This is a genomic window from Paracoccus sp. MA, assembly GCF_020990385.1.
Lineage (GTDB): Bacteria > Pseudomonadota > Alphaproteobacteria > Rhodobacterales > Rhodobacteraceae > Paracoccus.
In genome coordinates this window covers 431,871-451,846 of record NZ_CP087598.1, presented here as the reverse complement: position 1 = coordinate 451,846, position 19,976 = coordinate 431,871, and the positions used below count along the sequence as shown (strand labels likewise).

Sequence of the window (19,976 nt, the reverse complement as noted above, 5' to 3'; positions counted from 1 at the left end):
CGAAAGGCTGAAGATCCGGTTAATCCGCGGCCGCAAAGGGAAGGACCAGCGGGAAAGAGCCGGCCAGCGTCTGGATATGCACATGGCCGGGCAGGACATGGACCTGCGCCCGGTGGCCGGGATGGCGGGCCAGATCGGCGACGAACTGCATGGTCGCCGGCGCGGGCCCGTCGGGCGGCGGGCCGTCGCTGCCCGAACGCTTCTCGCGGTCGCCCAAGGCCACCAGCAGCGGCAGCGAGGCCGGCGCGGCCTCTTGCGCCACGCGGCGGATCAACGCCTCGTCCCACCAGATCGAGGGGCTGATCGCGGCATGGCGGGCAAAGCCCTGCGGCCGCGCCAGCAGCGCGTAAAGCGTGAAGAGGCCGCCGAAACTGTGCCCCCAGAGCGTGCGGCGGGCCGGATCGACGGGCAGCCCGGCCTCGGCCGCCGCGCGCAGCGGGCCGGTCAGCCGGTCGTGAAAGATCGCCGCGCCGCCGGCCGTGCGGCCTTCGTGGACATGGTCGGGGCGCAGCCCGTCGCCCGGCCCGTCCGGCGCGGTGAAATCCAGCGTCCGCAACTCGCGCGCGAATTGCCGGTCGGTGTCATAGCCGACGCCGACGATCATCAGCCCGGGGGCCAGCGCCAGATGCTCGGGCGTCAGGAAATCGAAGGCGGCGTTGCCGTCCAGCATGTAAAGCACCGGCCAGACCCCGGCCGGCGCAGGCGCCCTGGGCACGGCCAGGAACAGCCGGTAGCCGGGGCCGACCGCCACCACCTGCTGCGACAGCACATGCGTCGGCGCCCCGGTCTGGAACAGGCGCAGCTCGGCCTGCTTCCTGGCGTGATCCGGTCCGACGCGTCCCAGCTGCGACATCATGCGACAATCCTTTCGTTCACAAAACCCTGTGCCTTGCCCGGCCTTAATTGACAAGGACTGTCAGGAATATAGGTTGCCGCCTGACACGAGCCAGCCCGAGTGGTCAGCCAAGTCCGGTCCCTTTCTTCAGGAGTTCCCATGGCCATTCAATCCCGCCGTCCTTTGCAAGCCCTGCTCGGCGCCTCGGCGCTGGCGCTTTCCGTCCTCTCGGGTCCGGTTCTAGCCGAGACCGTCTTCACCAAGCCGCTGGTCGATTTCGCCGGCCGGGTCAGCGCCGGCGGCGCCGAGCGCGCCCCGGTCCACAAGGGCGGCAAGGCGGTGATCGAGGGCGAGAACCTGATCCCCGGCCAGACCGTCACGCTGATGCGCGGCACCACCGCGCTGAACGCCGAGCCGATCACCGTCGATGCCGAGGGCAAGTTCAGCTTCGCGCTGGACATCGATGCCGAGGCCGAGACCGGGTTGCAGCCGGTCGTGGTCATCACCGAAAACCCGGCCTCGGCCCGGGTGGTCGAGCTGAAGGTCTCGCCCGAGGTGCCGGTCGCCGGCGCCGAGAAATTCGCCGTCACCAGCGAGCCGGTGGTGCGCGGCCTTTATCAGGTGAAGTTCAGCGAAGCCGCGAATGCCGCCTTCGTGACCAGCGCGGTCGGCCGGCCGCCGGTCAAGGAATCGAAGCTGGTCAAGATCAACCCCGAGACGCTGCAGGTCGAGGCCGAGGCCACGCCCGGCGCCGCGCCCGCCCGTCCCGACGGCAGCGACGGCGGCGTCTTCGCGGTCTATGGCGTCGATGTCGACGAGGCGAACGGCCATGTCTGGGTGACCAATACCCGCCAGGACACCGCGGCGGTCTACAAGCAATCCGACCTGTCGCTGGTCAAGCAGTTCGAGCCGGGCGCCGTGCCCCATGCCCGCGACGTGGTGGTGGACGAGGCCAACGGCCGCGCCTATGCCAGCGCCACCGGCACGCCCGAGATCAAGGTCTTCGACACCAAGACGCTGGAGCCGCTGGAGCCGATCACCATCCAGTCGCAGATCCGCGGCGAGGAATTCTCGACCATGGCGCTGGACATCGACGAGGCGGGCGGCAAGCTGGTCACCGTCAGCCTCTCCACGCCGGAGGCGGCGCTGGTCGACCTGGCCTCGGGCGAGGTCAAGGTGATCCCGCTGCCCGGCGCCAAGGCGGCCTCGGGCGTGGCCTACGACCCGCAGGAGGGGCTGATCTTCGTCGCCTCGCAGGCCACCGACAACCTGCTGATCGTCAAGGCCGAGACCGGCGAGGTGATCCATGACGTCGCCGTGGGCGCCGGCCCGCTGAACGTGGCCTTCGAGCCGGTCAGCCGTCTGGCCTATGTCGCCAATCGCGGAGCCGGCACCATCGCCGTGGTCAGCCCCGAGGGCGAAATCGTCGCCAATCTCGACGCCGGCAGCTATCCGAACCAGCTGCGCGCCGACGGCAAGGGCAATGTCTGGGCGGTCAACAAGTCGCGGGGCGAGGACGACGAGGCGGGCGACCGCATCTGGCGCATCACCCCCGCCGCGCAGTAAAGAGGGGCACCGACCCCGCCGGGGCGCCCACGCGCGCCCCGGCCTGAGCCAACGGAACCGCCATGATCCTGACCCGCCCGCTGCTTGCCGCCCTTGCCCTGATCGCCTCGCTTGGCGCTGCCGCGGCGGATGTGGTGGCCACCGACATCCTGGGCCGAGAGGTGCACCTGCCCGAGCCCGCCCGCCATATCGTGCTGGGCGAGGGGCGCCACCTGTCGGTGCTGGGCCTGATCCATGACGATCCGGTGGCGCTGGTTTCCGGCTGGCGGCTGGACAAGGCGCTGGACGAGCCGACCATGCGGGCCTATCGCGAGAAATTCCCGGCCATCGACGCCATCCGCCCGATCGGCTCGGGCAATCGCGACATCTCGGCCGAGGCGATCATCGCGCTGCATCCCGACCTGGTGTTGCTGACGCTGATCGACCAGAAGGATCCCGGCATGGAGGTCGCCCGCCGGCAGATCGAGGCGGCGGGCATCCCGGTCGCCTATGTCGACTTCTTCTCGCATCCGCAGGAGAACTCGATCCCCAGCCTGCGCATCCTGGGCAAGCTGACCGGCGCCGAGGAACGCGCCGAGGAATTCGCCACCTTCTACGAAAGCCGGCTCGACCGCATCCGCGACCGGCTGGCCGTGCCGGGCATCACCCGGCCGCGGGTCTTCTTCCATGTCCATGCCGCCGCACAGAACTGCTGCTCGACCGTCGGCACCGGGGTGTTCCATGACTTCATCACCACAGCGGGCGGGCAGAATATCGGCAATGACAGCGTCAAGGGCGTGCTGGGCAATGTCAGCCTGGAATACCTGATCGGCGCCGATCCCGACGTCTATATCGCCACCGGCGGCACGCATATGGCGGCGCGCGGCGGGCTGGTGCTGGGCTCGGGCGTCGATGCGCAAACCGCCCGGGCCAGCTTCGACAGGCTGATCTCGGCGCCCGGATTCTCGTCGCTGCGCGCGGTGGAACAGGGCCGGGCCGCCGGCGTCTGGCACCTGTTCAACGATTCGCCCGTGCATATCGCGCTGATCGAATACCTGGCCAAGACCTTCCATCCCGACCTGTTCGAGGATGTCGATCCCCTCGCCACCCTGGCCGAGATCAACGCCCGCTTCTCGCCGGTCATCGTGCCGGGGACATGGTGGGTGACGCCGGAACAATGAGCGACGCGACGCTTCAGCTTTATCACCGGCAGGGCCGGCGCAACGCCCTGCTGGTCGGGGTGCTGGGACTGGCGGCGCTGGCGGCGCTGCTGCTGGATCTGGTGACCGGCCCGGCCGGGCTGCCGCTGGCCGATACGCTGCGGGCGCTGGCCGGCGGCGAGGTGGCGCGCGGCACCAGCGTCATCGTCTGGGAGGTGCGCCTGCCCGTGGCCTGCATGGCGCTGCTGGTCGGCGCGGCGCTGGCGCTGGCCGGGGCCGAGATGCAGACGGTGCTGGAAAACCCGCTGGCCGAGCCCTTCACGCTGGGCGTGTCCTCCTCGGCCGCGCTCGGCGCCGCCGTGGCGATCGTGCTGGGCCTGACCCTGCCCGGCCTGCCGGCGGTCTGGAGCGTCTCGGGCAACGCCTTCCTGTTCGCGCTCGGCGCGCTGGGGCTCTTGCAGCTCTTGGGCCGCATCCGCGGCGGCGGCCCCGAGGTGCTGATCCTGTTCGGCGTGGCGCTGAACTTCACCGCCGCCGCGCTGCTGTCGCTGCTGCAATTCGTCGCCTCGGCCGATGCGCTGCAACAGCTGGTGTTCTGGACCATGGGCAGCCTCGCCTCGGCGCAATGGCCCGGCGTGGTGCTGATCGCGGTGGTCCTGCTGGTCTCGGTGCCATTTTCCTTCCGCGCGGCCTGGAAGCTGACGGCGCTGCGGCTGGGCGAGGACCAGGCGCGCAGCTTCGGCGTCGATGTCACCGGCCTCAGGCGCTGGACGCTGCTGCGGGTCAGCCTGCTTGCCGCCTCGGCGGTGTCGATGGTCGGGGTGATCGGCTTTGTCGGCCTGGCCGGGCCGCATATCGCCCGGATGCTGGTGGGCGAGAACCACCGCGTCTTCCTGCCCGCCAGCCTGCTGACCGGGGCGCTGGTGATGTCACTGGCCTCGACGCTGTCGAAGACGCTGGTGCCCGGCGTGCTGCTGCCGGTCGGGCTCGTCACCTCGCTGATCGGGCTGCCGATCTTCTTCGCGCTGATCCTGCGCGGCAGGCGGCGCTGATGCAGGGGCTGCTGGCGCAGGGCATCTCGGTGCGCTACGGCGCGCGCAGCGTGCTGGAAGGGCTGGACCTGCCGCTGCTGCGCCCGGGCGAGGTCACGGTGCTGGCCGGGCCGAACGCCGCCGGGAAGTCCACGCTGCTGCGCGCCATCGCGCAGCTGCAGCCGCATGGCGGCAAGGTGCTGCTGGACGGCAGGGACCTGGCCCATGTGCCGATGCGCGACCGCGCCCGGCTGGTGGGCTTCATGCCGCAAAGCCTGCCGGCCGGCTCGTCGCTGGTGGCGCTGGAAAGCGTGATCGCGGCGCTGCGCGCGGGCGACACGCTGGGCGCGCGCGGGGCCGATGCCACCGCCATGGCGGTGCTGGACAAGCTGGGCATCGGCGCGCTGGCGCTGGAGCCCCTGTCGGCGCTGTCGGGCGGCCAGCGGCAGATGGTCAGCCTGGCGCAGGCCATCGTGCGCGACCCGCGCCTGCTGCTTCTGGACGAGCCGACCAGCGCGCTGGATCTGGCGCGGCAGGTGCGGCTGCTTTCCGAACTGCGGCGCCTGGCGGCCGAGGGGCGCATCGTCGTCGCCGTGCTGCACGATCTGGCGCTGGCGGCGCAATGGGCCGACCGGATCGTGCTGATGCATGGCGGCCGGACCCATGCCGAGGGTCGCCCGGAAGAGGTCCTGACCCCCGCCCTGCTGGCCGAGGTCTATGGCGTCGAGGCAAGGGTCGAGCGTTGCTCGCGCGGCCGCATCATGGTGCTGATCGACGCCGAACACGCGCCGGGCTAAGGGCTCGTCAGGCCCGGCGGCCGCTCAATGCGCCCGCTGCCGCGACCGGAAGGGCAAGGGCGCGACCGGGATGCCATCCTCGAGCAGCTTCCTGGCATCCTCCAGCCTGGCCTCGCCATGGATGGCGCGGGCGGGCGCCAGGCCCTCATGCATGGCGCGGGCCTCGGCGGCGAAGGACATGCCGACGTAATCCGAATGTTCCTCGACATGGCGGCGCAGCTTCTCAAGCGCGGCCTCGTGGTCGTTGCGGGGACTGTGCAGGTCGGCGGCCTCGTCGCGGGGCTGGGCGACGCGCGGCGCCATCAGCGCCTTTTCCACCTCGGCCGAGCCGCAATGCGTGCAGGTGACCTGGCCCGCGGCGCGCAGGCTTTCGAACCCGTCCGAGGACCGGAACCAACCATCGAAATCATGGCCTTTGTCGCAACGCAGGGCATAGCGGATCATCTCGACTCCTTTCCCTGTCAAATATCGGGCCGCGCAAGGGCTTATACAAGGTCAGGGCCGCGCCAGACGCCGAATCCGCGCGATCAGCGTTGCGGGATTGCCAGCCCGCGCCAGCAGCAGCGCCCGGGCCGCCGCACCCATGCGGCGCTGGCCCGCGGCGTCCTGCACCAGCGCGGCCAACGCCTGCGGCAGCGCCGCGGCCTCGCAGGGCCGCGCCCCGCCCGCCGCCGCCAGATCGGCATAGTCGCAGGCATGGTTGGCGACATGCGGCCCGTTCAGGATGGCACAGCGCCAGGCGGCCGGCTCCCATGGCGTATGGCCGCCGTGATCGGCGAAGGAACCGCCGGTGATGCAGATGCCGGCGGCGCGATACCACAGCGCCATCTCGCCCAGCGTATCGGCCAGCAGCACCGGAGCGCCGGGCCCGCCGCCCCGGCTGCGGCGGGCGAAATCCAGCCCGCGCGCCGCGATCAGCGCCGCCACGGCGTCGCCGCGCTGGGGATGGCGCGGCGCCAGGATCAGCCGCAGCTCCGGCACCGCCGCGCGCGCGGCGGTCCAGGCATCCAGCATCAGCGCATCCTCGCCCTCATGGGTCGAGGCCGCCAGCACGGTGCGGCAACGCTCCGGCGCATCCTCGCCCGGATCGACACGGGCCGGGCCCAGCAGCTTCAGGTTCAGCCGCGGCGTCAGCGCATCAGCCCGCAGCCCCAGCGCCAGAAGCCGCGCCTCGCTGTCCGCATCCTGCGCCGAAAGCGCGTCGATGCGGGCCAGCATCGGCCCGATCAGCCCCGGCAGCCGGCCCCAGCGCGCCGCCGAGCGCGCCGAGATGCGCGCGCCGACCACCACCTGCGCCACGCCCCGCGCCGCCGCCATGGCCGAGCGGTTGGGCCAAAGCTCGTTCTCGACCGTGACCATCACGGCGGGCCGCACCCGGTCCAGAAACCGCCCCACCGCCTGCGGCACGTCCAGCGGCGCCAGCGCGCAGGCATGGCCCAGCCGCCGGGCCAGATCGCGCCCGGTCAGGCTGTTCGTCGTCACCACCAGGGGAAAATCCCGCGCCAGTTCCTCGGCCAGCACCTGAACCGAGTTGAGCTCGCCCAGGCTCGCCGCATGCAGCCAGATCCCGCCCGGCGCGGCTTCGGGACCCGAAAGCGCCAGCCGCTCGCGCCAATCCGCCCCGGCCAGCGGCGCGGCCAGATCCAGCGCCCCGCCGGCCAGCGCCGTGGCGCCGCGCCAGATCAACGCAGGGCGGCCTCGGCGGCCTCGCGGATGGCGCGGATGTTCTCGCCATAGGGTGCGCTGTTCGACACCGAACCGCCCCGGAACACCGCCGAGCCGGCGACCAGCACATCCGCCCCCGCCGCCGCGACCAGCGGCGCGGTGGTGGGATCGACCCCGCCGTCGATCTCGATATGCACCGGCCGGTCGCCGATCATGGCACGCAGGTCACGCACCTTCTCGATCTGGCTGTGGATGAACTTCTGCCCGCCGAAACCGGGGTTCACCGTCATCACGCAGATCAGGTCGATATCGTCCAGCAGCGGCCGCGCCGCCTCGGCGGGCGTGCCCGGGTTCAGCGCCAGCCCGGCCCTGGCGCCGGCGCCGCGAATGGCCTGAAGCGTGCGGTGGACATGCGGCCCGGCCTCGACATGGACGGTGATGATGTCGCTGCCCGCCTCGGCGAAGGCCTCGATATAGGGATCGACGGGCGCGATCATCAGATGCACGTCCATCACGCCGCGGATATGCGGCCGGATCGCCTTGCACATGGCGGGACCGAAGGTCAGGTTGGGCACGAAATGCCCGTCCATCACGTCGACATGGACCCAGTCGGCGCCCTGATCCTCGACCGCCCGGCATTCCTGGCCGAAATTGGCGAAATCCGCGGAAAGGATCGAAGGCGCGATCTTGATGCGGCGGTCGAACGTCATGGCTGGCTCCCTGCACATACCCGCTCGGGTTACCGTCCCGGCCCGCCGGCCGTCAACCGGCATGAAAGTCGCATTTCTCCGTTTTCCAAATACTCCGCGGGGTCCGGGGGCGCGAAGCCCCCGGCTTCCCTCTTGGGCTTTCCGCCGCAGGGCCTATATTGGGACCAAGGCGCCAGGCCGCCGCCGGCCCCGCGCATCCGCATTCCGAAGGACTTGTAATGACCGAAACGAAGGATCTTTCCTGGGACGACAGCGTGCTGCCCTTCCAGCTGGAGCGCTCGGGCATGCGCGGCCGCGCCGCGCGTCTCGGGCCGGTGCTCGAACATATCCTGTCGCGCCACGACTATCCGGTCGCGGTCAGCGCCATGGTGGCGGAGCTGACCGCCCTGACCGCGCTGATCGGCCAGACCATCAAGCTGCGCTGGAAACTGTCGCTGCAGGTGCGCGGCAACGGGGCCATCCGCACCATCGCCACCGACTATTACGCCCCCGAGACCGAGGGCGGTCCGGCCCGCATGCGCGCCTGGGCCAGCTTCGACGCGGACCGGCTGCACGAGGGCCTGCCCGGCTTCGACCAGCTCGGCCAGGGCTATTTCGCGGTGCTGATCGACCAGGGCGAGGGCACGACCCCCTACCAGGGCCTGACGCCCCTGGCCGGCGGCTCGCTTGCCACCTGCGCGCAGACCTATTTCGAACAGTCCGAGCAGCTGCCGACCCGCTTCGAGCTGACGGTGGGCCGCGCGCGCATGCCGGGCCAGGCCGAGGAGCACTGGCGCGCCGGCGGCATCATGCTGCAGACCCTGCCCGCCGCCAGCCATGCCGCGCCCGAGGGCGGCACGCTGCAATCCGCCGACATCCTGCAGGGCGCGCAATCCGAGGACTGGAACCGCAGCAGCATGCTGATGGCCACGGTCGAGGCGATGGAGCTGGTCGATCCCGCCCTGCCCCTGCCGAATCTGGTCTTCCGCCTGTTCCACGAGGAGGAACCGACCGCCTTCGAGGTTCAGGACCTGGTCTTCGGCTGTTCCTGCAATGCCGACCGGGTGCGCGGCACGCTGTCGATCTATTCCGCCAAGGACATCGCCCACATGACCAACGAGGACGGCATCGTCACCGCCGATTGCCAGTTCTGCGGCGCGCATTACGAATTCGACCCGCAAAGCCTCGGCTTCGAGGCGACCGTGGATGCCGAGGGCAATCCCCTGCCGCAAGCCGGGGCCGGGGAAAACCGGGCCGCGCTTTGATGACGGCGATCCGCGAGACATTGATGCGGGCCCTGTCGGGAACGACGGGGCCCTCGTCCGATTTCGACTTCGGCGGCGCCCCCGCGCCGGCCGAGGTCGCGCTGCGCCCCGCCGGGGTGCTCGCCGCCTTCGACGCCGCGGACGGGCGGCTGGTCCTGACCAAGCGCGCCTCGAGCCTGCGCCACCATCCCGGCCAGATCGCCCTGCCCGGCGGCAAGGTCGATCCCGGCGATGCCGACGAGGTCGCCGCCGCCCTGCGCGAGGCGCATGAGGAGGTGGGCCTCGATCCCGCCCGGGTCGAGGTGCTGGGCACCATGCCGCCGCATCGCACCATCACCGGTTTCGCCATGACCCCTGTGCTGGCGCTGATCCACGGCCCCTTCATCCCGATCCCCGAGGCCGGAGAGGTCGAGGAAGTGTTCACCGTCCCCTTCGCCCATGTCGCCGATCCGGCCAGTTACCACATCGAGGGCCGGATCTGGCGCGGCGCGCGGCGGGACTATTATGTCGCCCCCTGGGGGCCCTATTATATCTGGGGCGCCACCGCCCGCGTGCTGCATTCGCTCGCCACCCGGATTTCAACCAGGCTTTCCGCATGACCCGCCTGACCGCCCCTTTCCTCGACGATCCGGCCCTGAAGCAGGTGCTGGCCGCGCTTTCCGCCGAAGGCGCGCAGGCGCTGATCGTCGGCGGCGCGGTCCGAAACGCGCTTCTGGGCGAGCCGGTGGCGGATGTGGACATCTCGACCTCGGCCCCGCCCGCAGAGGCGATCCGCCTGGCCGAGGCCGCCGGGCTGCGCACCGTGCCCACCGGCATCGAACACGGCACGGTCACCGTCATCGCCGATGGCCGCGGCTTCGAGGTCACCAGTTTTCGCCGCGATGTCGAGACCTTCGGCCGCCGCGCCGTCGTCGCCTATTCCAACCGGATCGAGGACGACGCCCATCGCCGCGACTTCACCATGAACGCGCTTTACGCCACCGGCTCGGGCGAGGTGCTGGACCCGGTGGGCGGCCTGCCCGACCTGGCCGCGCGCCGGCTGCGCTTCGTCGGCGACCCGCGCGCCCGCATCGCCGAGGACTATCTGCGCATCCTGCGCTTCTTCCGCCTGCTGGCCTGGTATGGGCGCGAGGCCGAGCTGCATGCGCTCGCCGCCTGCCGCGAGCTGCGCGAAGGGCTGACCGGCATCTCCAGGGAACGCATCGGGCACGAGATCCGCAAGCTGCTGGACGCCCCCGACCCGTCCCGCGCCGTGGCGCTGATGGCCGAGGCCGGGGTGCTGCCTCTGGTCCTGCCCGGCGCCGATGCCGGCGACCTGCCGGAACTGGTCGAGATCGAGCAGGAATTCGGCACCGGCGCCCTGCCCCGCTGGCCGCGCCGTCTGGCCCTGCTGGCGCCGCGGGATGCCGCGGGCGCCCTGCGGCTGTCGCGGGAGGAAGCCCGCGTGCAGGACCACATCGCCGCCGCGCTGGCCTTGCCCGCGCCGGCCGCGGCCTATCGCTTGGGCCGCGCCGCCGCGGCGCAATCGGTGCTGATCCGCGCCGCCCGCGGCGACAGGCCCGCCTTTGGCTGGTGCCACGAGCTGGCGCGCGGGGCCGAGGCGAAATTCCCGCTGACCGCCCGCGACCTGATGCCCGAACTTTCCGGCCCCGCCCTGGGCGAGGCGCTGCGCCGGGCCGAGGACGCCTTTGTCGCAAGCGATTTCACCCTGCCGCGCGAGGCCCTGCTGCGGATCGCGCTGCAACAGGAGGCCCGGGCCTGATGCATGATTTCTTCGCCCGCATGATCGACGCCTTCCGCCCGGCCGAGGGCCCGCCGCCGCGCAGCCTGCTGGCCTTCTTCCGCTGGTGCCTGTCCGGGGCCTGGCCGGGCCTGACCATCGCCGCCGTGGCCTCGGCGCTCAGCGGCATCGCGGATATCGTCTCGGCGGTGCTGCTGGGCTGGGTGGTCGATGCCGTCGTCACCACCACGCCCGGCACGATCCTGGGCGAAAAGGGCGGGCTGATCGCCGGCTTCGTGCTGTTCTTCCTGGTGGTGCGCCCGGCGATCTTCGGCCTCTCCACCGCCTCTTCCAGCGTCATCATCGGGCCGAACCTGTTCCCGCTGGTGCTGTCGCGGCTGCACCGCTGGACCATGGGCCACGCGGTGACCTTCTTCGACAACGACTTTGCCGGCCGCATCGCCCAGAAGCAGACCCAGACCGCCCGGGCGGTGACCGATGTGGCGACGGAATTCGTCAACGTGGTGGCCTTCGCGCTGGCCTCGATCATCGGCTCGGCCGCCTTCCTGGTCTCGGTGGACGGCTGGGGCGCGGTGGCGATGCTGGCCTGGCTGATGGCTTATGTCCTGCTGATCCGCTTCTTCCTGCCGCGCATCCGCACCCGCTCGGCCAGCCGGGCCTCGGCGCGGGCCATGGTGACGGGGCAGGTGGTGGACACGATCACCAACATCAAGACCGTGAAGCTTTTCGCCCATGCCGAGCACGAGGACCGCGCCGCGCTTGGCGCCATGGCCGGATTCCGCGAACGGGCGCTGGATTTCGGCCGCGTCAGCACCTGGTTCCGCTTTTCGCTGATGTTCGTCGCCGGCGCCCTGCCGGTGGTACTGATCGGCGGCACGCTGATGCTGTGGAGCGAGGGGCTGGCGACGGCCGGCGACATCGCCGCCGCCGGCGCGATCTCGATGCGGCTGGCGCAGATGACCGGCTGGGTCAGCATGGCGCTGATGGGCGTCTGGGGCAGCATCGGCGAGGTCGAGGACGGCATGAAGACCCTGTCGCCGCCCCATGCCCTGACCGACGCCCCCGATGCGGTCGCGCTTGACCGCGTGGCAGGGCGCATCGACTTCGACCATGTCGATTTCGCCTATGGCCGCGACACGACGCGGGAAGGCGGCGGCGGCATCCGCGACCTCGACCTGCATATCGCCCCGGGCGAGAAGCTGGGCGTGGTCGGCGCCTCGGGCGCGGGCAAGTCCACCATGGTCTCGCTGCTGCTGCGGCTTTACGACGTGGAACGCGGCGCGGTGCGGGTGGACGGCCATGACGTGCGCGCGGTGACGCAGGAAAGCCTGCGCCGCAACATCGCCATGGTCACGCAGGAAACCGCGATGTTCAACCGCTCGGCGCGCGAGAACATCCTTTACGGCCGCCCCGACGCGACCGAGGAGGAGATCGTGGCGGCGGCCCGGGCGGCCGAGGCGCATGATTTCATCCTGACGCTGCAGGACCACATGGGCCGCACCGGCTACGACGCCCATCTGGGCGAACGGGGCGTCAAGCTGTCCGGCGGGCAGCGCCAGCGCATCGCGCTGGCCCGCGCGCTCTTGAAGGACGCGCCGATCCTGGTCCTGGACGAGGCGACCTCGGCGCTGGACAGCGAGGTCGAGGCGCAGGTGCAGGAGGCGCTGCACCGCGCCATGCAGGGCAAGACCGTGCTGGCCATCGCGCACCGGCTCTCGACCATCGCCGAGCTGGACCGCATCGTCGTGCTGGAATCCGGCCGCATCGTCGAGCAGGGCAGCCATGCCGAACTGCTGGCGCTGGACGGCACCTATGCCCGCTACTGGAACCGCCAGTCCGGCGGCTTCCTGGGCACCGACGAGCACGAGGAAACCACCGAGGCCGCCGAGTGATCTGGACCGTCGAGCGGCTGGGCCGCAAGGGTGATGGCGTGGCGGTCGGGACCGGGGGCCGCGCGCTGGCGGCGCTGACCCTGCCCGGCGAGGTGATCGAGGGCGAGGCCGAGGACGGCCGCATCGCCAGCCCGCGCATCGTGACGCCTGCGCCCGAACGGGTGCGGCCGCCCTGCCCGCATTACCGCGCCTGCGGCGGCTGCGCGCTGATGCACGGCTCCGAGGCTTTCGTGAAGGCCTGGAAGGTCGGCGTGGTGACCCAGGCGCTGCGCGCGCAGGGGCTTTCCGCGCCGATCGCGGGGGTGCATGTCTCGCCGCCGCGCTCGCGCCGGCGGGCGGTGCTGTCGGGGCGGCGGACGAAGAAGGGCGCGCTGCTGGGCTTTCACGCCCGCGCCTCGGAGGTGATCGTGGACATTGCCGATTGCCATGTGCTGCGGCCCGCCATCCAGTCGGCCCTGCCGCTGCTGCGGCGGCTGGTCGCCGCCGGCGCCTCGCGCGCGGGCGAGCTGTCGCTGACCGTGACCGACACGCCGGCCGGGCTGGACGTGGCGGTGGCCGGCGGCAAGCCGATGGAGCCGGGGCTGTTCCAGACCCTGTCGGCGCTGGCCGACGAGGGCGACCTCGCGCGGCTCAGTTGGGACGGCCAAAGCATTACCCGCCGCCCGCCGGCGCTGCCGATGGGGCGGGCGCAGGTCGTGCCGCCGCCGGGCGGTTTCCTGCAGGCCACCGCCGAGGGCGAGGCGGCGCTGCTGGCCGCCCTGCGCGACATGCTGCGCGGCGCCGGCCGGGTGCTGGACCTGTTCGCCGGCTGCGGCACCTTCACCCTGCCCCTGGCCGAGGCGGCCGAGGTCCATGCCGTCGAGGGCCTTGCCGCGCCGCTGCAGGCGCTGGACGCCGCCGCCCGCCGCAGCCCCGGCCTGCGCCGAATCACGACCGAGATTCGCGACCTTGCCCGCCGGCCGCTGCTGCCCGACGAGCTGGCCTATGACGCAATCGTGATCGACCCGCCGCGCGCCGGGGCCGAGGCGCAGGCGCGCGAGCTGGCCCGTTCCGGGGTGGGCAGGCTCGCCTGGGTCAGCTGCGATCCCGTCACTTTCGCCCGCGATGCGCGGATTCTCGCCGAGGGCGGGCTGGCGCTGACGCGGCTCTTCGTGGTCGATCAGTTCCGCTGGTCGCCGCATGTCGAGACCGCGGCGGAATTCCGCCGGCGCTAGCGAAATCTTAATCTCTGTGGTATTTCATAACAAAACGAAGCGCATAGCGCACATAGAGGGCAGTGATGATTCGGGCAATTCGCGCATTTTTCGCGGTTGTCGCGGTTGCCGTTGTGGCAAGCTGCGGCGGTGGCGACAGCCTGCAACCCAGCAAGACCTATCAGGGTCCGCCGATCACGCAGATCGTGGTGAAGAAGGCCGATCGCAAGATGTATCTGGTCAGCGGCAAGGAAGTCGTCAAAAGCTACAAGATCCATCTCGGCAACCAGCCGGTCGGACCCAAGCGGTTCGAAGGCGACGGCCGCACGCCCGAGGGCCTGTATTTCGTCGACCGCTTCAATCCGCGCAGCCGCTACCACCTGTCGGTCGGGATCTCCTATCCCTCGGCGCAGGACGTGGCCAATGCGGCGGCCATGGGACTGCGGCCGGGCGGCGACATCTTCATCCATGGCCTGGGCCCCGAGGGCAAGGCGCTGAACCGCCCGGACTGGACCGCCGGCTGCATCGCCGTCACCGACGAGGAGATCGAGGAGATCTTCACCATGCTGCGGCCGGGCGTGCCGATCTTCATCTACCCCTAGGCGCCGCTAGCGCTCAGGCTGGTGCCTGGAACGACAAAGGCTCCGCGCATCGTCGCGGGGCCTTGGCTTTCAGGAAGCTCGCAGGCCGGCTGATTGATGGCCTGTTCTCCGCCCTGCAGCCTTGCAGGGCCTTGCGGCAGCCGGCCGCCGCAGCAGGAAAGCCCGGGATGGGGATGCCTGTCCTGTCCGGCGGTGCCTGCCTTGCCATCCAGACGCGCCGGGCGACAGAGCATTGCCGCCTGCCGCCTGCCGCAATCCGGGTCGCAGCCACCCAGACTTCCGGGACCCGACCGATACCGCCTGCCCGCCTTGCGGGCCGGCAAGCGAAAGGCGCGGCCCGCCTCGGGGCCGCGCTGCCGGATCAGATGCCGGCGCCCGGCGCGAAGCCGCCCGCCATGGCCGTCGGCGCACCCGCCCCGCCGCCGGTGATCAGCACCCACCAGATCTTGCCTGACGGCTCCTGATACCAGCCGACGCCGAATTCCGCGGCGCGCGGATCCATGATCACGTCGCGCGTGTCGCGATTCTGCATCCAGGCATTCAGCGTGGTGATCTCGTTCTCATAGGTTTCCGAGATGTTCTCGCCGACCAGATGGCCCATGTAGCCTTGGCGCCGCACCCGATCCAGCGGCGACGAGCCGTCCGAGCCGAAATGCCAGGCGCGGTTCTGCGCCGCCATGTCGCGGGCATGCACCTTGGCCGCCGCGTCCAGCATCGGGTTCTGCACCACGCCGGGCGCCGCGATATTGGCGCGCAACGCATTGATCTGGCCGGCGATCCGGCCGGGGATCTGCGCCTCTTCGCGCGGCGTGATCTTGTAGGCGACCGGCAGCGGCTGGCCATCGGGGCCGAGTTGCTGCTGCGGCTGCTGGCAGGCCGCAAGGGCCAGAACCGACACGAGCGCCAGGGTGGAGAGTTTCAGCATGATGTCCTGTCCCGAAAGGATATTTTGCGCCAGCCATACAAAAGCCCGGGGCCCGCTTCAAACCCAAGATTGCGTGAGGGCCACAGGCTGCGACTCTGTTGCGACAATGACGCTTGTTTGAATTGCAAGGTGTCCGGCGCGGGCGTAAATCCGCGCATCAGCAGACCTCTTTCGCAAATTCGGGCAGAGAAGGCCGCCGCAAGCGGTCCGTCACATATCAGGAGCGACACATGATCACGCCGAAAAATCCGGTCTCGCGCCGGAAATTTCTGACCGCCTCGGTGGCGATGGGCGCGGCAGGGCTGGCGGCGCCGGCCATCGCGCAGTCCTTCGACCCCTATACCGGCCAGCCGCTGCAGGGCACGGCGGGCGGCGCCACCCCGGATGCGGGCATGGTGCAATACGACGCCGGGCAGGATTCGCGCCGCAACATCTCCAGCTTCCGCATGCAGGACTGGCAGCCCTATTTCAGCACCCTGACCAACGGCGCCATCCTCGTGGACCTGACCTCGCGCGCGCTGCATTACTGGTCCGAGGACCAGACGGTCTACAAGCTGTTCCCGACCTCGGTCCCGGTCAGCCCCGACCTGACCCGCACCGGCCGCACCGAGATCATCAAGAAGGTCGAGGGCCCGAGCTGGGCGCCCACCCCCGAGATGAAGAAGCGCAACCCCGAATGGCCGGATTTCGTGCCGCCGGGGCCGGACAACCCGCTGGGCACCCATGCGCTGTGGCTGAGCTGGCAGTATTACCGCATCCACGGCACGCATGACACGCGCAAGATCGGCCGCAAGTCCTCGAACGGCTGCATCGGCCTTTACAACGAGCATATCAAGCAGCTCTACGACCTGACCAAGATCGGCACCCAGGTGCTGCTGATCTGACCCGGCCGGGACAGGAACGACAGCAAGGGGCCGCAAGGCCCCTTTTTCGTTTCGACCGCTTGGATCAGCCAAGGCTCGGGCCGCACCGCCGGAGGATGCGGCCCGACCTTTGGTCACGCCTCCGGACCCAGACCGAATGCCGGATGATGGATCAGCTTCCGCAAGGCTCGGTGCCGTCGAAGGGCGGGGCCAGAACCACCCCGGGCAGCCAGCTGCGCCCAGGCCAGGGAAGGCCCGGAAACCGGGCCGGCCATGCTAGGCGGGCTCGCCCACCAGCGCCGCACCGCGGCCGGTGGCCCGCAACCGGCGGAGGGGCCTGTGCCATTGACGGCAAAACGGCAAGCGGGCCGATCAGGCCCCAGCCGTCCTGCGTGCCGATCCGTGCCGCCGAAGCGCCCAGGTAGCCGATCACCTCACCCTCGTCCTCGGCCACAAGCGAGAGGGAAAGCGGCCTCTCCGCCCGCAGCGCCGCGACGAGGCCGGCCTCGGTTCCAGTGGATTGCGCAAGCATCCATGGCTTCGGCGACAAGCCGGCTGATCGCCGGGATGCCACCGGCGGTTTCATTGCGCATCAGCATGTCAGGCCCCCTGATTGTCGAGCTGCGCGCGAACAGAGGAGCGGCCGCGTTTCGAGATCCGATACGGGCTGCCTGACCGGGATTCGATCAGCCCTTTCCGCCGCAATCGGGTGAAGACGGCCAAATCGAAGCCGGCAAGGATCATCCCCTCGCGCGTGACGCATGTCACGGAGGTGATCTTGGCGCTGTCGACGCGCTCGTGCAGGATACGGCCGCCAAGGGCCAGGACGTGCAGCGCACGTTGTTCATTTCGTGAGATGTTCATGGAAGTCTCGCATGACGGACGTGAAAGACACCCCGAGCGCACATGCACCCGGCGGCTTTGAATTCACGCGGCTCTCCGAGATTCAGAGAGCCTTGTCACACAAGCTCTGACATCCGGTCTCCACAGGCAGCAGGGGATCGTCGCTGCTCACGCCCCCAATCCAGGAAACGGGCGGCTTTGGAACAACCCCGTAACATAGACGAACCGTGGCGGCCTGCCCCCGCAATCGGCGTCAGCGGCTGCGCGGGCCTTCAGACCCACCCCGCCAGGTTCTCGCCGATCACCGCGGTCAGCACGTCGATATGCGCGGGCTCGGCGTTCAGGCAGGGGATATAGGTGAACTCCTTGCCGCCGGCATGGATGAAGGCCTCGCGGATCTCGCCCTGGATCTCTTCCAGCGTCTCGATGCAATCGGCGGAAAACGCCGGCGAGATCACCGCGATCTCGGTGATGCCCTGCCGCGCCAGCTCGGCCACATGCTCGACCGTATAGGGGCGCAGCCATTCCTCGGTGCCGAAGACCGACTGGAAGGTGGTGTCGATCGCGCCCTCGTCCCAGCCCAGCCGCTCGCGCAGCAGGCGCGAGGTCTTCTGGCACTGGCAATGATAGGGGTCGCCCTCCAGCAGATAGCGTTTCGGCATGCCGTGATAGCTGGCGACCAGCTTGCGGGGCTGGCGGCCGCCCAAGGCACGCTCGACCGAGCCGGCCAGCGCCGCGATATAGTCCGGCCGGTCGAAATAGGGCGGCACGGTGCGCGAGGCCGGCTGCCATTTCTGCGCCATCAGCGCCCGGAAGAACTGGTCGTTCGCCGTCGCCGTCGTCGCCCCCGCATATTGCGGATAAAGCGGGAAGAACAGGATGCGGTCGCAGCCCGCCTTGACCATGCGTTCGACCACGTCGGGGGTCGAGGGATTGCCGTAGCGCATGCAGAAATCGACCATCACCCGGTCGCCCCACAGCGCCGCCGCCCGGTCCCGCAGCGCCGCCGCCTGTTCCTTGGTGATGGTCATCAGCGGGCTTTCATTCGCCTCGTTGTTCCAGATGGTCTTGTAGTTCGCCCCCGAGGTGAAGGGCCGCTTGGTCAGGATGACGGTCTGCAGCAGCGGCTGCCATTTCCAGGCCGGGTAGTCGATCACCCGCTTGTCCGACAGGAACTCGGACAGATAGCGCCGCATCGACCAGTAATCGGTCGCGTCGGGCGTGCCCAGATTGGCGATCAGCACGCCGATCTTGCGGGCGGGAATCGGAGGGTGGCTGGCGGGGGCGTGCTCGGCAAGGGTCATTCGGGCTTTCTCGTGTGGGCCAGGGCTTCGGCAAGCGGCATCCTGGCCGAGCCCGGGCGAAGCGGTTTCTGCTGGCTGGCATCGGGCGCCCATCCGGTCAGGAAGACCAGGTCGAAGGTCGCCCGGATGCGCGTGCCGTCCTGCGGGTCGGGATGGGTTTCGGCATAAAGCGCGGCGGCGCGCAACAGGACATCTCGTCGCGTCGGGCGGCGCAGCCGGCCGGCCAGCGCGTTGCCCTCGCCCATGGCGCGCAGGTCGCGGGCCAGATGGAACAGGCTGCGATAGCTGGCGAACTGGGTGATCTGGTCGGCGACCGGCAGCGCCAGCCCGGCGCGCGGCAGCAGACCGCCCAGGTCGCGGATCTCGCCCATGGGCAGGACGCGGGGCGACAGGCCGCCGGCGACCTCGGCCTCGGCGCGGGTCAGCGCCTCGCGCAGCTCGGAGAGGCTGCGCCCGCCGGGACAGGCGGCGATCAGCAGGCCGTCGGGGCGCAGCGCGCGGGCGGCCTGCGCAAGCTGGCCGACCGGGTCCTCGGCCCAGTGCAGCGCCATGGCGTGGATCACCAGGTCATGCGCGCCGGGTTGCAGGTCCAGCTGGGGCGCGTCGGCGACGATCTTCGCGCCGGGCATGGCCTCGCGCCAGAACTCCGGCAGGCCGGTCACCACGGCGACGTCGCTAAACCTTCTGTTAACCTCCGCCAGCCTATCCTGGATCTCGTCGGCGACGATTCGATGCAGGAAATCCACCGGCCCAAGGCGCAGGGCGCGGCGGCGGTTCCGCTCGAGCGCGCCGCGGTCGGTAAGGCTGGGAACGGGGGTGGAACGGTCGGGCATCATGGGGGCAGAACATAGGGGGCTTCGCGGCCTGATGAAAGGCGCATTGCGGTTGGTCTACCCGCCGCAATGCCTGTGTTGCGGCGCGCCGGTGGCCGAGGAGGGCGGGCTTTGCCCCGCCTGCTGGCGCGAGGCGGAATTCATCCAGGGCACCTGCTGCGGGCGCTGCGGGGTGCCGCTGCCCGGCGACGGGCTGGAGGATGCGGCCGATGAGGCGGCGGGGCTGCTGGTCTGCGACGACTGCCTGCGCATCCAGCGGCCCTGGCTGCGCGGCCGCGCGGCGCTGGCCTATCGCGGCACCGGACGCCAGCTGGCGCTGATGCTGAAACATGGCGACCGGCTGGACCTGGCGCCCGCGCTGGGGGACTGGGTGGCGCGGGCGGCTCAGCCGCTGCTGCGCCCGGGCATGGTGGTGGTGCCGGTGCCGGTGCATCTGCGCCGGCTGTTGCGGCGGAAATACAACCAGGCCGAGATGCTGGCCCGGCACGTGGCGCGGGCGCATGGGCTGGCGCATCTGCCCGGGGGCCTGCGGCGGCTGCGGCACACGCCGATGCAGGACCACGGCAGCGTCGGCGACCGGTTCGCGAATGTCGCGGGCGCCATCGCCGTGCCGGCGCGCATGGCTTCGCGCCTGCAGGGCCGCGCGGTGCTGCTGGTCGACGACGTGATGGCCTCGGGGGCGACCATGGCGGCGGCGGCCGAGGCGCTGCGGACCGCCGGCGCCGGGCCGATCTCGGTGGTGGTTCTGGCGCGGGCGGTCAAGGATGCATAGATAAGGGCCGAACAATGACTG

20 protein-coding genes are annotated in these 19,976 nt (G+C 70.5%); 12 read left to right on the top strand and 8 right to left on the bottom strand.

Features of this window, described 5'->3' with window-relative positions; translation table 11 throughout:
* Positions 1-19 precede the first annotated feature (19 nt).
* The gene (locus LOS78_RS09305) at positions 20-856 is read right to left on the bottom strand and encodes an alpha/beta hydrolase (protein ID WP_230378033.1); all 837 of its coding nucleotides are present in this window, start codon (positions 854-856) and stop codon (positions 20-22) included.
* A 138-nt stretch (positions 857-994) separates the two neighbouring features.
* On the opposite strand from LOS78_RS09305, the gene LOS78_RS09300 reads away from it, so the two are divergent.
* The 4 genes from LOS78_RS09300 (at position 995) to LOS78_RS09285 (ending at position 5,368) form a co-directional block, all read left to right on the top strand.
* Positions 995-2,401, top strand: a complete 1,407-nt coding sequence (locus LOS78_RS09300) for a YncE family protein (protein WP_230378032.1) — start codon at positions 995-997, stop codon at positions 2,399-2,401.
* Between the two features lie 62 nt (positions 2,402-2,463).
* Positions 2,464-3,561: an ABC transporter substrate-binding protein gene (locus tag LOS78_RS09295; RefSeq protein WP_028713971.1), complete on the top strand. Its 1,098-nt coding sequence runs from the start codon at positions 2,464-2,466 to the stop codon at positions 3,559-3,561.
* Positions 3,558-4,592: an iron ABC transporter permease gene (locus LOS78_RS09290; RefSeq protein WP_036698855.1), complete on the top strand. Its 1,035-nt coding sequence runs from the start codon at positions 3,558-3,560 to the stop codon at positions 4,590-4,592. Before LOS78_RS09295 ends, LOS78_RS09290 begins: the two co-directional genes overlap by 4 nt.
* Entirely contained in the window at positions 4,592-5,368 is a 777-nt protein-coding gene (locus LOS78_RS09285) for an ABC transporter ATP-binding protein (RefSeq protein ID WP_028713969.1), read from the top strand. The genes LOS78_RS09290 and LOS78_RS09285 overlap by 1 nt, the downstream gene beginning before the upstream one ends.
* Before the next feature lie 24 nt (positions 5,369-5,392).
* Here the strand turns inward: LOS78_RS09285 and LOS78_RS09280 are convergent, their stop codons facing one another.
* Genes LOS78_RS09280 through rpe form a run of 3 tightly spaced genes read right to left on the bottom strand, consistent with a single transcriptional unit; the run spans position 5,393 to position 7,743 of the window.
* Positions 5,393-5,812, bottom strand: a complete 420-nt coding sequence (locus tag LOS78_RS09280; protein ID WP_028713968.1) for a DUF1178 family protein — start codon at positions 5,810-5,812, stop codon at positions 5,393-5,395.
* Between the two features lie 51 nt (positions 5,813-5,863).
* Positions 5,864-7,054, bottom strand: coding sequence for a 3-deoxy-D-manno-octulosonic acid transferase (locus LOS78_RS09275; RefSeq protein WP_230378031.1), 1,191 nt, complete (start codon positions 7,052-7,054; stop codon positions 5,864-5,866).
* Positions 7,051-7,743 carry a ribulose-phosphate 3-epimerase gene (gene rpe, locus LOS78_RS09270; RefSeq protein ID WP_230378030.1) on the bottom strand — a complete coding sequence of 231 codons (693 nt, stop codon included), beginning with the start codon at positions 7,741-7,743 and terminating at the stop codon, positions 7,051-7,053. The genes LOS78_RS09275 and rpe overlap by 4 nt, the downstream gene beginning before the upstream one ends.
* 218 nt (positions 7,744-7,961) lie before the next feature.
* On the opposite strand from rpe, the gene LOS78_RS09265 reads away from it, so the two are divergent.
* The 6 genes from LOS78_RS09265 to LOS78_RS09240 all read left to right on the top strand — a co-directional run bounded on the left by LOS78_RS09265 (position 7,962) and on the right by LOS78_RS09240 (position 14,415).
* Positions 7,962-8,987: an Hsp33 family molecular chaperone HslO gene (locus tag LOS78_RS09265; RefSeq protein ID WP_028713965.1), complete on the top strand. Its 1,026-nt coding sequence runs from the start codon at positions 7,962-7,964 to the stop codon at positions 8,985-8,987.
* The gene (locus tag LOS78_RS09260) at positions 8,987-9,586 is read left to right on the top strand and encodes a CoA pyrophosphatase (RefSeq protein ID WP_230378029.1); all 600 of its coding nucleotides are present in this window, start codon (positions 8,987-8,989) and stop codon (positions 9,584-9,586) included. The genes LOS78_RS09265 and LOS78_RS09260 overlap by 1 nt, the downstream gene beginning before the upstream one ends.
* The gene (locus LOS78_RS09255) at positions 9,583-10,749 is read left to right on the top strand and encodes a CCA tRNA nucleotidyltransferase (RefSeq protein WP_230378028.1); all 1,167 of its coding nucleotides are present in this window, start codon (positions 9,583-9,585) and stop codon (positions 10,747-10,749) included. The genes LOS78_RS09260 and LOS78_RS09255 overlap by 4 nt, the downstream gene beginning before the upstream one ends.
* Positions 10,749-12,620: an ABC transporter ATP-binding protein gene (locus LOS78_RS09250; RefSeq protein ID WP_230378027.1), complete on the top strand. Its 1,872-nt coding sequence runs from the start codon at positions 10,749-10,751 to the stop codon at positions 12,618-12,620. Before LOS78_RS09255 ends, LOS78_RS09250 begins: the two co-directional genes overlap by 1 nt.
* Complete coding sequence (locus LOS78_RS09245) at positions 12,617-13,834, top strand: class I SAM-dependent RNA methyltransferase (RefSeq protein WP_230378026.1); 1,218 nt, start codon at positions 12,617-12,619, stop codon at positions 13,832-13,834. Before LOS78_RS09250 ends, LOS78_RS09245 begins: the two co-directional genes overlap by 4 nt.
* 65 nt (positions 13,835-13,899) lie before the next feature.
* Positions 13,900-14,415, top strand: coding sequence for a murein L,D-transpeptidase family protein (locus tag LOS78_RS09240; RefSeq protein WP_028713960.1), 516 nt, complete (start codon positions 13,900-13,902; stop codon positions 14,413-14,415).
* 361 nt (positions 14,416-14,776) lie between these two features.
* Here LOS78_RS09240 and LOS78_RS09235 read toward each other — a convergent pair whose 3' ends face one another.
* Entirely contained in the window at positions 14,777-15,340 is a 564-nt protein-coding gene (locus tag LOS78_RS09235) for a CAP domain-containing protein (RefSeq protein WP_028713959.1), read from the bottom strand.
* Between the two features lie 230 nt (positions 15,341-15,570).
* Here LOS78_RS09235 and LOS78_RS09230 point away from each other — a divergent pair, with 230 nt between their 5' ends.
* The gene (locus LOS78_RS09230; protein WP_028713958.1) at positions 15,571-16,224 is read left to right on the top strand and encodes a L,D-transpeptidase; all 654 of its coding nucleotides are present in this window, start codon (positions 15,571-15,573) and stop codon (positions 16,222-16,224) included.
* Positions 16,225-16,803: 579 nt separating this feature from the next.
* Here the strand turns inward: LOS78_RS09230 and LOS78_RS09225 are convergent.
* From LOS78_RS09225 to LOS78_RS09215, 3 genes are all read right to left on the bottom strand, one after another.
* Positions 16,804-17,067 carry a YjhX family toxin gene (locus tag LOS78_RS09225; RefSeq protein WP_230378025.1) on the bottom strand — a complete coding sequence of 88 codons (264 nt, stop codon included), beginning with the start codon at positions 17,065-17,067 and terminating at the stop codon, positions 16,804-16,806.
* A gap of 251 nt (positions 17,068-17,318) precedes the next feature.
* The gene (hemH, locus tag LOS78_RS09220) at positions 17,319-18,350 is read right to left on the bottom strand and encodes a ferrochelatase (protein ID WP_230378024.1); all 1,032 of its coding nucleotides are present in this window, start codon (positions 18,348-18,350) and stop codon (positions 17,319-17,321) included.
* Entirely contained in the window at positions 18,347-19,186 is an 840-nt protein-coding gene (locus LOS78_RS09215) for a methyltransferase domain-containing protein (RefSeq protein WP_028713956.1), read from the bottom strand. The genes hemH and LOS78_RS09215 overlap by 4 nt, the downstream gene beginning before the upstream one ends.
* Positions 19,187-19,217: 31 nt before the next feature.
* Here LOS78_RS09215 and LOS78_RS09210 point away from each other — a divergent pair, with 31 nt between their 5' ends.
* Positions 19,218-19,955: a double zinc ribbon domain-containing protein gene (locus LOS78_RS09210; RefSeq protein WP_028713955.1), complete on the top strand. Its 738-nt coding sequence runs from the start codon at positions 19,218-19,220 to the stop codon at positions 19,953-19,955.
* Positions 19,956-19,976: the final 21 nt, after the last annotated feature.

What these genes read in the sequence shown, in the direction of transcription:
- LOS78_RS09305 (WP_230378033.1), bottom strand. Translation starts at nt 856, where the DNA reads ATGATGTCGCAGCTGGGACGCGTCGGACCGGATCACGCCAGGAAGCAG.
- LOS78_RS09300 (WP_230378032.1), top strand. Translation starts at nt 995, where the DNA reads ATGGCCATTCAATCCCGCCGTCCTTTGCAAGCCCTGCTCGGCGCCTCG.
- LOS78_RS09295 (WP_028713971.1), top strand. Translation starts at nt 2,464, where the DNA reads ATGATCCTGACCCGCCCGCTGCTTGCCGCCCTTGCCCTGATCGCCTCG.
- LOS78_RS09290 (WP_036698855.1), top strand. Translation starts at nt 3,558, where the DNA reads ATGAGCGACGCGACGCTTCAGCTTTATCACCGGCAGGGCCGGCGCAAC.
- LOS78_RS09285 (WP_028713969.1), top strand. Translation starts at nt 4,592, where the DNA reads ATGCAGGGGCTGCTGGCGCAGGGCATCTCGGTGCGCTACGGCGCGCGC.
- LOS78_RS09280 (WP_028713968.1), bottom strand. Translation starts at nt 5,812, where the DNA reads ATGATCCGCTATGCCCTGCGTTGCGACAAAGGCCATGATTTCGATGGT.
- rpe (WP_230378030.1), bottom strand. Translation starts at nt 7,743, where the DNA reads ATGACGTTCGACCGCCGCATCAAGATCGCGCCTTCGATCCTTTCCGCG.
- LOS78_RS09265 (WP_028713965.1), top strand. Translation starts at nt 7,962, where the DNA reads ATGACCGAAACGAAGGATCTTTCCTGGGACGACAGCGTGCTGCCCTTC.
- LOS78_RS09260 (WP_230378029.1), top strand. Translation starts at nt 8,987, where the DNA reads ATGACGGCGATCCGCGAGACATTGATGCGGGCCCTGTCGGGAACGACG.
- LOS78_RS09255 (WP_230378028.1), top strand. Translation starts at nt 9,583, where the DNA reads ATGACCCGCCTGACCGCCCCTTTCCTCGACGATCCGGCCCTGAAGCAG.
- LOS78_RS09250 (WP_230378027.1), top strand. Translation starts at nt 10,749, where the DNA reads ATGCATGATTTCTTCGCCCGCATGATCGACGCCTTCCGCCCGGCCGAG.
- LOS78_RS09240 (WP_028713960.1), top strand. Translation starts at nt 13,900, where the DNA reads ATGATTCGGGCAATTCGCGCATTTTTCGCGGTTGTCGCGGTTGCCGTT.
- LOS78_RS09235 (WP_028713959.1), bottom strand. Translation starts at nt 15,340, where the DNA reads ATGCTGAAACTCTCCACCCTGGCGCTCGTGTCGGTTCTGGCCCTTGCG.
- LOS78_RS09230 (WP_028713958.1), top strand. Translation starts at nt 15,571, where the DNA reads ATGATCACGCCGAAAAATCCGGTCTCGCGCCGGAAATTTCTGACCGCC.
- LOS78_RS09225 (WP_230378025.1), bottom strand. Translation starts at nt 17,067, where the DNA reads ATGAACATCTCACGAAATGAACAACGTGCGCTGCACGTCCTGGCCCTT.
- hemH (WP_230378024.1), bottom strand. Translation starts at nt 18,350, where the DNA reads ATGACCCTTGCCGAGCACGCCCCCGCCAGCCACCCTCCGATTCCCGCC.
- LOS78_RS09215 (WP_028713956.1), bottom strand. Translation starts at nt 19,186, where the DNA reads ATGATGCCCGACCGTTCCACCCCCGTTCCCAGCCTTACCGACCGCGGC.
- LOS78_RS09210 (WP_028713955.1), top strand. Translation starts at nt 19,218, where the DNA reads ATGAAAGGCGCATTGCGGTTGGTCTACCCGCCGCAATGCCTGTGTTGC.